13 protein-coding genes are annotated in these 13,614 nt (G+C 36.6%); 4 read left to right on the top strand and 9 right to left on the bottom strand.

Annotation, left to right across the window (positions count from 1 at the left end):
- Window positions 1-518 precede the first annotated feature (518 nt).
- Window positions 519-1,562, bottom strand: a complete 1,044-nt coding sequence (locus FNW21_RS10850; RefSeq protein WP_144256767.1) for a tyrosine-type recombinase/integrase — start codon at window positions 1,560-1,562, stop codon at window positions 519-521.
- Window positions 1,563-1,659: 97 nt separating this feature from the next.
- Here FNW21_RS10850 and FNW21_RS10855 point away from each other — a divergent pair, with 97 nt between their 5' ends.
- Window positions 1,660-2,100, top strand: a complete 441-nt coding sequence (locus tag FNW21_RS10855; RefSeq protein WP_144256768.1) for a hypothetical protein — start codon at window positions 1,660-1,662, stop codon at window positions 2,098-2,100.
- 104 nt (window positions 2,101-2,204) lie between these two features.
- On the opposite strand, the gene FNW21_RS10860 is transcribed toward FNW21_RS10855, so the two are convergent.
- The 4 genes from FNW21_RS10860 to FNW21_RS10875 all read right to left on the bottom strand — a co-directional run bounded on the left by FNW21_RS10860 (window position 2,205) and on the right by FNW21_RS10875 (window position 6,714).
- A complete protein-coding gene (locus FNW21_RS10860) occupies window positions 2,205-3,299 on the bottom strand; it encodes an ABC transporter permease (RefSeq protein ID WP_317129300.1) in 1,095 nt (364 codons plus the stop codon).
- A 68-nt stretch (window positions 3,300-3,367) separates the two neighbouring features.
- Complete coding sequence (locus FNW21_RS10865; RefSeq protein ID WP_144256770.1) at window positions 3,368-4,321, bottom strand: HlyD family secretion protein; 954 nt, start codon at window positions 4,319-4,321, stop codon at window positions 3,368-3,370.
- 67 nt (window positions 4,322-4,388) lie between these two features.
- Entirely contained in the window at window positions 4,389-5,777 is a 1,389-nt protein-coding gene (locus FNW21_RS10870; RefSeq protein WP_144256771.1) for a TolC family protein, read from the bottom strand.
- 109 nt (window positions 5,778-5,886) lie between these two features.
- A complete protein-coding gene (locus FNW21_RS10875; protein WP_144256772.1) occupies window positions 5,887-6,714 on the bottom strand; it encodes a DUF5692 family protein in 828 nt (275 codons plus the stop codon).
- Window positions 6,715-7,119: 405 nt separating this feature from the next.
- Here FNW21_RS10875 and FNW21_RS10880 point away from each other — a divergent pair, with 405 nt between their 5' ends.
- The 3 genes from FNW21_RS10880 to FNW21_RS10890 all read left to right on the top strand — a co-directional run bounded on the left by FNW21_RS10880 (window position 7,120) and on the right by FNW21_RS10890 (window position 10,649).
- The gene (locus tag FNW21_RS10880; protein WP_144256773.1) at window positions 7,120-8,274 is read left to right on the top strand and encodes a porin; all 1,155 of its coding nucleotides are present in this window, start codon (window positions 7,120-7,122) and stop codon (window positions 8,272-8,274) included.
- A gap of 25 nt (window positions 8,275-8,299) precedes the next feature.
- The gene (locus FNW21_RS10885; RefSeq protein WP_144256774.1) at window positions 8,300-9,730 is read left to right on the top strand and encodes an anion permease; all 1,431 of its coding nucleotides are present in this window, start codon (window positions 8,300-8,302) and stop codon (window positions 9,728-9,730) included.
- Window positions 9,731-9,983: 253 nt separating this feature from the next.
- On the top strand, window positions 9,984-10,649 hold the full coding sequence (locus FNW21_RS10890) for an alpha/beta hydrolase (RefSeq protein ID WP_144256775.1): 666 nt from the start codon (window positions 9,984-9,986) through the stop codon (window positions 10,647-10,649).
- Between the two features lie 9 nt (window positions 10,650-10,658).
- On the opposite strand, the gene lptB is transcribed toward FNW21_RS10890, so the two are convergent.
- The 4 genes from lptB to FNW21_RS10910 are packed head-to-tail and all read right to left on the bottom strand — an operon-like array spanning window position 10,659 to window position 13,585.
- A complete protein-coding gene (lptB, locus tag FNW21_RS10895; RefSeq protein WP_144256776.1) occupies window positions 10,659-11,399 on the bottom strand; it encodes an LPS export ABC transporter ATP-binding protein in 741 nt (246 codons plus the stop codon).
- 50 nt (window positions 11,400-11,449) lie between these two features.
- Window positions 11,450-11,812, bottom strand: coding sequence for a carboxymuconolactone decarboxylase family protein (locus FNW21_RS10900; RefSeq protein ID WP_144256777.1), 363 nt, complete (start codon window positions 11,810-11,812; stop codon window positions 11,450-11,452).
- Window positions 11,805-12,620 (bottom strand): twin-arginine translocase subunit TatC, encoded by an 816-nt coding sequence (gene tatC, locus FNW21_RS10905; protein WP_144256778.1) that lies wholly within the window; start codon window positions 12,618-12,620, stop codon window positions 11,805-11,807. The genes FNW21_RS10900 and tatC overlap by 8 nt, the downstream gene beginning before the upstream one ends.
- Window positions 12,620-13,585, bottom strand: coding sequence for a KpsF/GutQ family sugar-phosphate isomerase (locus tag FNW21_RS10910; RefSeq protein WP_185963924.1), 966 nt, complete (start codon window positions 13,583-13,585; stop codon window positions 12,620-12,622). Before FNW21_RS10910 ends, tatC begins: the two co-directional genes overlap by 1 nt.
- Window positions 13,586-13,614 lie beyond the last annotated feature (29 nt).

Here is a 13,614-nt window from a genome sequence, read left to right on the forward strand (position 1 = left end):
TTTTCCATTAAGCCAAATCCCCAAATTGCTTGTAGCGTGTGTTACTGGAGGCTTGTTTTTGTCGAAATTACGATTAAACCGCAAATTTTCACGCTTCCATGGCAAAACCCAACTTTGACGTTTGTGATTTTCGGTTCGTAATTTCAATGCATACTTTCAATTATTTACTTTTCGCTTTAAAATTCTGCGCAAAAAAAGTCAAATTTCTGCTCGAGGATTCCAATTTTCACGCTTCCACGTTTCAAGTTCAACTTTTCAAGTCTGTGTTAGCAAATTCCAATTTTAACGCTTCGGTTTTTCAAGTTTCTGACGGCACAATCCAATTTTCACGCTTCTGCTTATAAACTTCTTGCGGAATCAATGCTTATTTTCTAATTGTTTTTATCTGCGTAATTTCGGCACAAGTCTCCAGTAACTAGTATACACCCCTGACAACATCCGACATATCAACCCAAAATTGGGTCGCTTTGTCTGACAAGTGTCAGTGTTTATTTCTTTTCAAATATAAGATATTTATTTCATAAATCATCAAAAGGACTTTTTATTTGTTGAATACTTTTGGTGCTTACATGCGTGTAAATTTCGGTGGTCTTGCTGCTGCAGTGCCCTAATAGTTCTTGGATATACCTTAAATCAGTGCCGCTTTCTAGTAAATGCGTGGCGAAGCTGTGGCGCAACCAATGCAAACTAACGGGTTTGGTGATACCCACTTTTTTGATCGCTTTTTTCAGTACGCTTTGTAAACTTTTTTCGGAGTAGGGCTCTCCCGGAATTACGCCTTCAAATAAATAGTTGGTTGGTTTAAAGGCGGTGTAATATACGCGAAGCATATCTAAAATTTTAGGAGATAAAGGTGCAATTCGGTCTTTTTTGCCTTTGCCATTTTTAAGCAATACAATATTTCTTTTGGAATCGATAAGAACGGGTTGCAATGCCAATAATTCGCCGCAGCGCAAGCCACAACTGTAAATCAAGGAAAGCATCATTTTGTGTTTGATGTTGCTGTGGGCATTCAAAATCATTTTTATTTCTTCCTTGCTCAATACATTAGGCAACAGTTTGGCTCTTTTGGGACGGTGTATTTTGTCAATATCAATTTTCTTTTCGTGTATGGTTTTAAAAAATAATTTGATGGCGTTAACAATTTGGTTTTGGTAGGAAGCCGATAGCTTATTTTTCAAAATATACTCATTATTGTACAAAATGACATCCTCATTGGTAATTTCGGAGATTGGTTTTTCGCGGTAAAAGAACAAGAACGATCTCAAACCTTCGCTATAGGTAGTAATCGTGCTTTCGCTATAGCGTTTGGAGCGCAGCCATTGCTTGAATTTTTCTATATTTAGAATAGCTTCCTCTGATGGAAGGGTGTGGGGTAGTGGTGCGATTTTGAACCGAATTCGGTTTTCTAGCGTATCTGGAAGGTGCCAAGCGACCAAGGATTGACTCCAGCGGGAATCGTCTAGTTTTTTGATACGCGTTATTAAGTCGGCATTTTTATCAAAATAAACGGCGATTCGGCTTTCTTTTTTGTGGTTGATTATTTGGGCATCCCATTTCATAAGCACTGATTTTGTGCCCCTAATATAAGAAAATTGTATCAAATAATAAAATACTTACTTTTGAATAAACTTTACGAACTTTGTTTAAAAATTGATTATGAAAATAAATTTAAAAAGTGGCATCGATAAACTCCTTTTTGGGATGAAACAAAATGATGTAATTGCACTTTATGGCAAACCCAATCGCAATTATAAGGACGAGGACAACAATGTTATTTTCTCTTATAATAGCTTAAAAATGCGTTTGACATTTTATCAGGAAGAAGAATTAAAGTTAGGTTACATCGTAGCTTCTAGTCTGGATTTGGAGTTGTTTGGGAATACCATCATCAATAAAAAAATTGCCGATGTCAAAAAAGAGGTTGCTCCCAAAGGCATAACCAAGTTCACACAAGAAGAGTTTGATACCTTTGAAAACTATTTTAACGAAGAAAATTGGTTTATTCTGCAAACGGAATTCGACGAAGTGGTAAAATTTGAATTGGGTGCTACCATCAATCAAAAAGATGAATTTGACTGGAAATTTGGTAAAAAATAATCCAATTTCTATAAAAAAAAACCGACAAATCTACTGCTGTTTGTCGGTTTTTTTAGGTTTAAAAGAGTGGAATAGTGTTCCTGTTTTTGAATAATTGCTGTCGATTATATTTCGTTTTTCAACACTTGTTTTTTCTTGAAATACAACGCAATATACGCCATTACGGCACAAACACTTCCTATAATAATCATGCTTTGTATGGGCGCTTTGGTTTGTGATAAGGTTCCGTTTTCTATAATTAATATTCTAAAAGCATTCAGGAAATGAGTCAGCGGAATCACATTGGCAACGCCCTGAACCCAACTGGGCATTTGGCTCAAGGGCCAACTAAAACCACTTAATATAAAACTAGGCGTGGCAATAACCATCAAAATTTCGGTGGCTTTGAGCTGACTTGGAATCAAAATACTTACTAATATTCCTATAAAAGAGACCGATAGTACAAAGACACCCGCCACAAAAGTGAGTTCTGGTAAATTATCGAAAAATGGGATTCGGAAATAAAAAGTAAACATCCAGTACAGCAACCAAACCCCAAAACTCATAATTAGATAGGGGATTATTTTGATACTCATCATTTGTAGAATCGAAGGCGATTTATCGACTAAAATTTTGAAGGTTCCATTTTCGAATTCAGAGGCAAACGACAAGGCTAATGCTAATAACATCACTTGTTGCAACACCGCCGATAATACGCCAGGCCACAAATAATACAAATAATTGCTGCTGCGATTGTTCTTTTTGACAACTGTAGTTTTAAAGGGTTCAAATTGCGACGCGAGCAGTTTTTCTGGAACGCCTTGCTTGCGTAAAGTTTCCATTTGAACGCCTACTTTTAAGGTTCCCAAACAAGCCAAAATAGCATTCGACGAAAAGTTAGCTGTCAAAATATTGGCGGTATTTACTATGGTTATGATTTCGGGATAGCGTTTGGTGAGTACCATTTTTTGAAAATCCTTTGGAATAATGACAATGCAATTGGCATCGTTGTCAATAGCAATTTTTGCGAGGTTATTTTTGTCGTACAAAACGGTTTTGATGGTCAGGACTTCGTTGTCGTTGAACATTTCGATGGCCTTGGCGCTCATTTCAGATTGATCCATATCGACTACAATAATGGGTAAATCCGTTGCTTTTCCTTTGCTGTATACATAGCCCAAAAGTACGGCGTAGAGTAGTGGTGCGCCTATAAAAAGCATTCGTAAGATTTTATTTTGCCAAAATAATTGGAATTCTCTTTTTAAGAGTGAAAAGAAATTTCGCATAATTATAAGGATAAAGTGACTGTTGTTTTGGTAATCAAATCTTTGGTTTCGCTTATGTTTAGCGGCGTTACGCGCACTTCGAACAAGCTTTCTTGCAATTCATAGTCAGGATAAGCGGTGGCAATGTTGCCGTAAGCACCCAATTGTTTGATGGTGGTTATTTTTCCTTTTATTTTGGTGTTCGAGTTTGGAATGCTCACCGTGATTTCTTGTCCTTTTTTGAACCCTTTCAACTGACTTTCTTGTAGCGTGAATCGAAAGTAGGTACTGTTGCTAATGTAACCGTTAAAAAGCGTGTACCCTGGCAACGCCAATTCACCTAAATTGAGCGTAATGGTTTCGATGCTCATGTCTTGAGGCGCAATTACATAGCGTTCTTTATTGGCGGTTTCTACTTCTTGCAAGGCGCCATACGCTCTGTCTTGTTGTCCCAAAGCCATCGTTTGTTGTTCGGTTCGAGCGCCTTTTCTAGCTTCGTCTAGTTCGGCTTGAACGGCATTGTATTGGGCGAGTGCGCCTTGGTATTTGGCAAAAGTTTCGTCATACATTTGTTGGGATACCAGCGAATCTTTGAGCATATTACCCAATCGCTTGATGGATTTTTGTGCAAATTCGTATTGCTCTTTTAGTCCTGTTTGTTTGGCTTCTAGCTGTTTGATTTGGTTAGCTGTAGCCCCTTTCAACGCCATCGAATACTGGGCTTTGGCACTAATAACGGCACCTTCGGCTTGACTCTTTTTGGCATCTACTTCAGGAATATCGAGTACGGCAAGTGTGTCTCCTTTTTGGACCAAATCGCCTTCTTTGACCAATAATTGTATGATTTTACCAGGTACTTTACTCACAATGGCCAGTTGCTCGTTTTCTACTTTTCCTTGCAAAATGTTTTCGTTTTTGGGTTTTTCACAACTGATAAGCAAAAATAAAAAGGACAGTATAAGGATTGTTTTTTTCATGTTTTTTGGTGTTTGTTCTTTTTTATAAAATGCCACTGCCTTTTGCAAAAAAGGATACATTACTAGATTATTTATTTAATTTTTTGGATAATTCTCCCGTTGCAATAATGGTTTCAATGGCTGCTAAACGTTGCTCGATTAGGGTATTTACTTTGGCAACAGCCGCTTTAAACGAATCATTTTCGGCTTCCAACCGCTCGGAAATGGTGATGAGTCCTTCTTTGTATTGCTTTACAGCCAAATTCAAATTGTTTGCCGCCACTTTTTCTTGTTGGGCTGTGATGGCTATTTTTTGATTTAAAACGGTATAATTAACATAATTGTTTTCTAGTAATAATTCCAATTTTTCTTTGGTATCATCAATTTGGTTTTGGACTTGTTCAATGTTGATCTTGGCTTCGTGTACTTTGTGTTCTCTCTCAAAACCCGCAAAAACTTCCCATTTTAATCCCGCTCCAATAACCCAATTGTTGCTTATGGTAAGCTCGTTTAATCCTAAATACAAGGCTTCGTTGATGCCTGTAATGACTTGTGTCGTGGCTTTGGCATTAAATAAACTCGAATAGGTTACGCCACCAAATGCGCCTAAAGTAGGTAAAAAAGTTCCTTTTTCTTTTTTTAATAAAAATTCGTATGCCGATTTAAAGGATTCCAAAGCTTTGATTTCTTGCTTGTTATCAGTGCTTAATTTTTGATCCGAAATAAGATAGGGTTCTAGAGTGTAGCTCACTTGGTCAATTTCGGATTGTTGGTATCCTGTTAAATATTCTAATTTTTTATAGACGAGTTTTCGCTTTCCTTCTAACTCGATTCCTTTGGATTCCAGTTCTAATGTTGCCAGTTTAATTTTGTCCCGATCATACGGAATGGCGAGTCCTTGCTCCACGGCTTTGGTTACGCGTTTGGTTTCGGTATTCAAGCGATTGTTGCTGTCGTGCAAGAGTTTTTCGATGGCATTTAGCAGTGCTAATTGGTCAAAAGTGTTAATGACTTCTTTGATAATTCCATCTTTTTCGGATTCTTTCAAGTATTCGGTTCCTTTTGTTTTTTCTTGTACGGCTTTGGCTGCATTTGGGATTTGGAAACCACTAAAAAGTACGGCTTTTGCAATCACACTTCCGTTGAATAAATTGCCGTAATTGCCAAAGGATGTTTTGCCGTCAAAAGGCGGAATATTAGGAATTGCAGGCAGTTGCGAGGCGGGTAAGTTAACCGAAAGTTTGTTGTCAAAATACGAATAGACAGCACTTGCCTCGATGCTTGGAATGTATTTGTTCCAGAGTCCTTTTTCCTGTAAATACAGTTTTTCTATTTCCAGCTCTTTATTTTTTATAGAACTACTCTTAATTATTGCTTTATTTATGGCTTCTTCAAGGCTAGTGGAAACTACAATTTGAGAAAAAGAATGGGAAAGCGTTAATCCAAAAGTGAGTATAAAAAGTATTCTTTTATTCATAAGAATTTTTTTAATTTTTGTGTTAAAAACACCAATTGGTAGGAGACGAATTTATGAAAAAAAAAGAATATTCCTTAAAATATTCTTTTTTAATTTTTCAAATTCATTATTAATTAACATGTATTTCTTGACCAAAACCAAAACGTTTCTCTTTAATCATTTTAGAGAAATGAATCCAAGCAAAAGCAGCATTGGCACCAAAACTGATTAGGCCTACAACGAGCATCATTGTTTCGTTATTAGACGGCATTATATACGTGTTTGGGTTGTCTACATAATAATTGAATGTGAATAAATACATCATCCAAGCGCTCAATGTAATGGCACGAGCCTGAAGCCAAGTCCCTTTTTTGATAAATAAGGCAGGAACGGTACACGAAAATAAAACGGCTACGTTATAAAAGGTATGTTGTGGCACACAAAAATAGATGTAAGCAAAGTTCCAAATATCATACGCAATGATCCAAAACACCAGCATATCAGGCCAAATCATGTCTTTTATGTTGTCCTTGGTTACATTGATGCCAACCCAACCCGAGATAGTTACAATAGAAAGTAGGCCTGCAACACCATTAAGATAATGCCAAATGCCACCGTTTTGTCCGCCAAGTTCAAAATCTCTAGCGACTGCTTCAAGAATGTTTACGGCAAGTATTAAGGCCGGAAAAATAAGTAGGTTTTTGTTTTCGCCCCATTTAGTATAACGAATTACTATAAAAATTAGTACGCCCGCAATCGCCGAATATAATTTGGCGGTATGAAACCAAGTATTGATGGTTGCATCAGGATGATCCGCTGCGGTAGGCCAAATGGTGAACGTTAATATACCCGCAATACCTACAAAAACAATAAGCGAAAGCCATTTGGATCTCCTAAATACCTCGTTGAGGATTAAAAGTCCAAGAAAAATTCCTATTACGTGAATAACTTTTTCCATAAAATTGATTTTTGGGTTTGTATTTTTATGATTTATTTATGTTAAAATTATAAATTTTATTAACTAGTTAGATTAAACAATTGTTAAGTTTTTATATTTTTTAATAAAAAGACATAAATTTTATATTTTTATGCTATAATTTTTTTGTTTTTTTAATAAAAATTTAAAGGATTGCGAGCGATTTTGATTGGTTTTATCTAACACAAACGATGTGTTAGGGTTATAATTTTTTAATCAGATTTTTTTTATTTGTTTATTCATTAAAAATTTATTTTATTTGTTTGGTCAAATTCGAAAGAGGACATTATAATGGAGTTCGTTTCTTTTGTTTTTGAAAAGCAATTTGGGGTTTGGCGAAGTTTTTTGGTTTCCATTTTCAAACAAAATTCTAAATACATTACTTTCATGAAAAAAATTAGTAGACTCTTTTTTAGCAAATTACTCTTTGCTATTTTTTTAGTTCCAGCACTTCTTTCTGCTCAAAACGAAATTGATACGGTTAAGAAAAAAGAAGTAAAATACCCGCAGTTTCAGTTCAAAGGACTTTTTCAAGCTCGTTATTTAGTAGGTCTCAACAACGATGTCGATTTATTAGGAGTACATCATGCCAATGCCGATGCTTTTTCGAGCAACTCATTTGATATCAAACGAATGCGAACCCAAGTAAAAGCGGCTATTGGGCCACATACCGAAGTCGTAGCCTTGATTAATCTCGCCGAGTTTAAAACGGATCCTAAAAATAAAGTTTTAGAAAATGCGTATATAAAATACACCTTCAACAAGCATATTGGGTTGACTTTGGGACAATTTAGGCCTTGGTTTGGGATTGAAGAGACCTACCCAATTGATATCATTAAATCATTGGATTTTTCGAATCAATATTATGAATTTGGAAAAAATGGCTGGTCTAGTTTTCAAATAGGAGCTACGGTAACGGGTGTTTTTGATATCAATAAAATTCCTGTAACCTACGCGCTTTCGGCCTTAAATGGCAATGGTCGCAACCAAGAAACGGATAAGGACAATGGCAAGCAATATATGTCTCGATTTGTTTTTGGTTTGTCTAAAAAGAACAATGTCAACTTTGGACTCAACGGTGGAATAGGGGAGGTTCAAAACCGAAAAGTCTATGCCGTGGGTCTCGATTTGACTACAGATGTAAAATTATCCGATTTGTTTTTTGTAGACATGCAACTGGAGGCGAAGCAAGCTACGAATCATAATTTGTATTTTACTATTCCTACAGCCAATAGAACCGCCCAAGTCAATGATTACTTGATGCGCGGTTTTTATTTTTTGCCCAACTTTAGGTATCAAATCAATTACAAAAAATTGACTTCGATAGAATTTTCTTGTCGGTATGAATATCTAGACACTAATTTCAGGTTGGATTCTAATGTGAAACAGAGCCTTGTTCCTATGGTAGGATTAGAATTTCTTAAGGATTATGGCGCCCGAATTCAAATGGGGGTACAAATAGATCGATTTGATAAAAACGTTCCCAATACGGCCAATTACAACAAAGAATTGTTTGTTTTACAAGTTCAAAGTAGATTATAAATTGTTATTTTAATTCCTAATTTTTATGAAAGAAGTCAGTACTATCCGCGTATTAATTACCCTAGCTGTTGGATTATTAATTTGGTTTATTCCGCCACCAACAGGCGTAGTTCCAGAAGCGTGGCATTTATTTGCAATTTTTGTCGCCACAATTTTGGGTATCATTCTCAAAGCAGCTCCTATGGGAACGATGTGCATGATGGCTATTTCTGTTACGGCTTTTTCTCAAGTTTTAGCCCCAGGTGAGGCAGGAAAGTCCATTACGCTAGCCTTAAAAGGATTTGGTGACAAAGTGATTTGGCTCATAGGGATTTCTTTTTTCATAGCAAGAGGTTTTATAAAAACGGGATTAGGCAACCGAATTGCTTTTTTGTTTATCCGAATTTTTGGCAAAAGTTCCCTAGGATTAGCCTACGGTTTGGGACTTGCTGATTTGTGTTTAGCCCCCGCTATTCCTAGTAATACCGCTAGAGGAGGAGGGATTATTTATCCTATTATGAAATCGATGGCGATTAGTTTTGGTTCGGAACCTGATAAGCCCGAAACACATCGCAAATTGGGTTCTTTTTTGACATTGAACAGCTACAATATGAATTTGATTGCTTCCTCGATGTTTTTGACAGGAACAGCAAGTAATCCCATGTGTCAAAAGTTTGCTGCCGATTTAGGAATAAAAATCACTTGGATGTCGTGGGCAGTTGCTGCGATTGTTCCGGGTTTAGTCGCTTTTTTTGTCATTCCATTAGTTTTATACAAAATATACCCACCAGAATTAAAGAAAACTGCCGATGCACCCGAAATGGCCAATCAAAAATTGAAGGAAATGGGACCTATTTCTAAAAACGAATGGCTGATGCTTTTGGCATTTGTTATTTTGTTAATCCTCTGGATAACAGGCGATATTTTCTCTATTGATGCTACAACAACCGCATTTATTGGTTTGGTGTTGTTATTGCTCACTTCGGTTTTGACATGGGAAGATGTAAAATCCGAGAAAGGAGCTTGGGACACGATAATTTGGTTTTCGGTTTTGGTAATGATGGCCAGTTCGCTGAACGAATTGGGTTTTATAAGTTGGTTTAGCGGATTGATCAAAGCTCAAATTGGCGGATTGAGTTGGCAAATTGCATTTCCCATAATTGTAGTAGTATACTTTTTTAGTCATTACCTTTTTGCAAGCGCCACAGCTCACGTGGCGGCCATGTATGCGGCGTTACTTGGAGTTGGTGTTTCACTAGGAATTCCTGGTTTACTATTAGCCTTTATGCTTGGTTTTGTGGGTTCATTGTACGGAACACTAACTCATTATGGGCATGGTCCTGCACCCGTTTTTTTTGGGAGTGGTTATGTAGATTTAAAAAGTTGGTGGTTAAAAGGACTCGTAACCGGACTCGTTCTATTAGTAATTTATATGGTTATAGGCGGATTTTGGATGGGGATAATTGGGTATTACTAGTTTTTTTAGTACCCTAATTATCGTTGATATAGTAGGCTGGTTTTTAGGAGTTGGTGTGGAATGAATGTTCAAAATAGTGTAAAGCGAATTAGGAGTTTGAAAATAATTACTTGAAAACACAAGTAGCCGACCAAGGATTTGTGAATAGATTCAAGGCAAAGTTGATTTTGTACGTAAAAGAATTCGGTTAAGTCCAAAAAATAAAGCTAATTTAGTCCCAAACTTTTGTTCCAACACTGCATTACCTTTAAAAATGAATACAATTCCTGTTTATTTCATGCCCGGATTAGCGGCAAGTTCTTCTATTTTTGAAAGAATTTTGCTTCCCGAGTTGCAGTTTAAAATGATTTTTTTAGAATGGGAAATCCCTCTAGAAACCGAGTCGTTATCCGACTATGCCAAAAGGATTTCGGCTAAAATTACGCTTGAAAATCCAGTATTAATTGGCGTTTCTTTTGGAGGTATTCTGGTTCAAGAAATAGCAAAATGGATTCCTGTTCGAAAAGTAATTATTATTTCGAGTGTCAAAAGTAATTTAGAATTTCCACTCCGAATGAAAATTGCCAAAACGACCAAAGCCTACAAGTTGATACCGCTGCATTTGATTTTGAATATAGAGAATTTAGCTAAATTTTCTTTTGGTAAAAAAGTAAATAAACGACTTCGATTGTACGAAAAATTTCTTTCTGTTAGGGATATTCGCTATTTAGACTGGGCTGTGGAGCAAGTAATTCTTTGGGATAGAGAGGTTGTAGACCCCAATGTTATTCATATTCATGGCGATTTAGACGATGTTTTTCCTATCAAAAACATTTCCAATTGTATGGTTGTAAAAGGGGGTACGCACATTATGATTTTAAATAAATACAAATGGCTCAACGAAAACGTGCCAAAAATAATTTTGGAACAACACGCTTAAACGAACTTTTTAAAACAATAATTTCTTTTTGCGCAATTCAAAATTTTGACCCAAATACACTCGACGTACCATTTCATCTTCTACTAATTCTTCGGGTATGCCGGCTTTTAGGATGCCACCTTCAAACATGAGGTAGGTTTTATCAGTAATAGCCAGTGTTTCTTGCACATTGTGATCCGTGATAAGGATGCCAATATTTTTGTTTTTTAGCTGTGCTACAATGCGCTGAATGTCTTCTACAGCCACGGGATCTACTCCGGCAAAGGGTTCGTCTAATAAAATAAATTTAGGATCTGTGGCCAAACAACGTGCAATTTCGGTACGACGGCGTTCTCCACCAGATAATAAATCTCCGCGGTTGGTTCGTATGTGTTCTAAACTAAATTCGGCTATTAAACTTTCCATTTTGGCAATTTGGGCTTCTTTAGAAAGTTTGGTTAATTGTAGGACACTCAAAATATTATCTTCGATACTTAATTTTCTAAAAACCGATGCTTCTTGTGCTAGATACCCCACACCTTGCTGGGCTCTTTTGTACATAGGATATTCGGTAATGTCTAAATCATCTAAATAAATATGACCAGAATTGGGTTTTACTAAACCAACAATCATATAAAAAGAAGTTGTTTTACCAGCACCATTTGGTCCCAAAAGTCCCACAATTTCGCCTTGGTTCACTTCTACCGAAATGCCTTTTACCACACTGCGACCTTTATAGGTTTTTACAAGATTTTCTGCTCTTAATTTCATTATTTGGGTTGTTTATGCTGGACTATTTAGTTGTAAAAAGGGTTCGAGAATTACAATTCCTCGGTGGTAGTTTGGTTTTCCAATGCTTCCCAAAATTCATAAGCTCTTCGCAAATGGGGTACTACAATTGTTCCGCCTACCAAAGTGGCAATTCCCATGGCTTCCATCATTTCTTCTTTGGTAATTCCTTCTTTAAAACTAGTTTCAAGATGGTATTTTACACAATCATCGCAGCGCAATACCGCCGATGCTACTAATCCCAATAGTTCTTTTGTTTTTACGTCTAATGCTCCTGCGGCATACGCATTGGTGTCTAAATTGAAAATGCGTTTCACAATTTTGTTATTGTCCGCCAAGAGTTTTTCGTTCATTTTAGAACGGTATTCATTGAATTCGGTTACGATATTAGGCATTTTTTTTGTTTTTAGATTTATAAACAAGCATAGATATAAAGATACTTACTTCGTAAATAAGCAGCATGGGTATAGCAACAATGGTTTGACTTACTACATCAGGAGGCGTTACTATTGCGGCCACAATCAAGATGATGACAACGGCATATTTCCAGTATGTTCTTAAAAAAGAAGGCGTTACCAACCCTAATTTGGTTAAAAAATAAATAATTATAGGCAATTCAAAAAACAAACCGCTGGCGAGGATACTCGTTTTTACCATTCCCATATAGGAGTCGAGTGTAAATTGATTTTTGACTACATCACTCACGGAGAAGGTAGCCACAAAATTTACTGACATGGGGATAACTACATAATAACCAAATAAAACGCCTAAAAAGAAAAGGAGCGAGGAGGTAAAAATAAAGACTTTGGCATTTTTCTTTTCCTTTTCATACAAAGCGGGGCCTATGAATTTCCAAATTTCCCATAAGATATAAGGAAAACTCAAGATAAAACCCGCCAAGACGCACATCCAAACAAAAATGTTGACTTGGCCTTCCATTTCGGTGTTTTGAATGATAAAATTCATTTCGGTGATGCAAATGCTATCGGCAAAACCCAATTGATGTGATAATTCACAAAAATATTGGTAGGTAAAAAAAGTGGGTCTTGTGGGGCCTAAAATAATGACGTCAAATAAATAGTCACTAATAAAATAGGTGGCACACGCCATAATAATAATGGCTGTTGTACTGCGAACTAAAAGCCATCTTAACTCTTCGAGATGGTCTAAAAACGACATTTCGTTTAAATTTTTTGCTGCCATTATACGATTCCCTCTTTTAAAATATCATGTAAATGTAGCACTCCTTTGTAGTTTCCGTTGTCTACAACGACTAATTGTGTAATCGAAAAATCTTCCATAATATTAAATGCGTCAATTACCATCGCATCGGATGCAATAAGTTTAGGGTTTTTGGTCATGATATCTTTGGCGGTCAAATCCATAAAAGTATCGCGGTCGTTGAGCATTCGTCGGATATCACCATCAGTAATGATACCAATTACTTTCTCGTTCTCGACTACAGCAGTAACGCCAAGTCTTTTTTCCGAAATTTCGAAAATCACCTTTTTTATAGGAGCATCTGGCGCTACCATGGGTTTCAAGGAGTTTTCTAGCATGTCGATTACACGAAGTAATAATTTTTTGCCTAGTGCGCCACCGGGATGGTACTTGGCAAAATCTTCGGGTTTGAAATCATTCATTTCCATCAAACAAATAGCGAGTGCATCTCCCATCACTAATTGGGCAGTTGTACTATTGGTAGGAGCCAAATTCATAGGGCACGACTCGGAAACTACGGTGGTATTGAGGACAAAATGGGCACCTTTGGCCAAAAACGAAGTCATATTTCCAGTCATGGCAATCAAAGTATTTCCAAAACGGGTCAACAGTGGCACCAAAACTTTAATTTCGGGGCTGTTGCCACTTTTTGAAATGCAAATAATGACATCATCGTCCTGAATCATTCCTAAATCACCATGTATAGCCTCCGAAGCATGCAAAAAAAGTGCTGGTGTTCCGGTTGAATTGAAGGTGGCTACCATCTTTTGAGCGATAATAGCACTTTTTCCAATCCCAGTTACAACGACTCTTCCTTTAGAATTGTAAATGGATTGCGTTGCGGCTACAAAACTCGCATCGATGAAATCAGTAAGTTTTGCAATCGATTCACTTTCGGATACAATCGTTTTTTTGGCAAGTGCCATTATATTTTCGTTGGTTATCAAAACAGAATGTTTAAAATTTGTAAGTGTAA

It is taken from the genome of Flavobacterium restrictum, assembly GCF_007097245.1.
Lineage (GTDB): Bacteria > Bacteroidota > Bacteroidia > Flavobacteriales > Flavobacteriaceae > Flavobacterium > Flavobacterium restrictum.

Bases quoted from the DNA above. Each gene is read 5' to 3' on its own strand.
- FNW21_RS10900 (WP_144256777.1), bottom strand. From the start codon at position 11,812: ATGCCTAATATCGTAACCGAATTCAATGAATACCGTTCTAAAATGAAC.
- FNW21_RS10890 (WP_144256775.1), top strand. From the start codon at position 9,984: ATGAATACAATTCCTGTTTATTTCATGCCCGGATTAGCGGCAAGTTCT.
- FNW21_RS10860 (WP_317129300.1), bottom strand. From the start codon at position 3,299: ATGCTTTTTATAGGCGCACCACTACTCTACGCCGTACTTTTGGGCTAT.
- FNW21_RS10885 (WP_144256774.1), top strand. From the start codon at position 8,300: ATGAAAGAAGTCAGTACTATCCGCGTATTAATTACCCTAGCTGTTGGA.
- tatC (WP_144256778.1), bottom strand. From the start codon at position 12,620: ATGGCAGCAAAAAATTTAAACGAAATGTCGTTTTTAGACCATCTCGAA.
- FNW21_RS10855 (WP_144256768.1), top strand. From the start codon at position 1,660: ATGAAAATAAATTTAAAAAGTGGCATCGATAAACTCCTTTTTGGGATG.
- lptB (WP_144256776.1), bottom strand. From the start codon at position 11,399: ATGAAATTAAGAGCAGAAAATCTTGTAAAAACCTATAAAGGTCGCAGT.
- FNW21_RS10850 (WP_144256767.1), bottom strand. From the start codon at position 1,562: ATGAAATGGGATGCCCAAATAATCAACCACAAAAAAGAAAGCCGAATC.
- FNW21_RS10875 (WP_144256772.1), bottom strand. From the start codon at position 6,714: ATGGAAAAAGTTATTCACGTAATAGGAATTTTTCTTGGACTTTTAATC.
- FNW21_RS10865 (WP_144256770.1), bottom strand. From the start codon at position 4,321: ATGAAAAAAACAATCCTTATACTGTCCTTTTTATTTTTGCTTATCAGT.
- FNW21_RS10870 (WP_144256771.1), bottom strand. From the start codon at position 5,777: ATGAATAAAAGAATACTTTTTATACTCACTTTTGGATTAACGCTTTCC.
- FNW21_RS10880 (WP_144256773.1), top strand. From the start codon at position 7,120: ATGAAAAAAATTAGTAGACTCTTTTTTAGCAAATTACTCTTTGCTATT.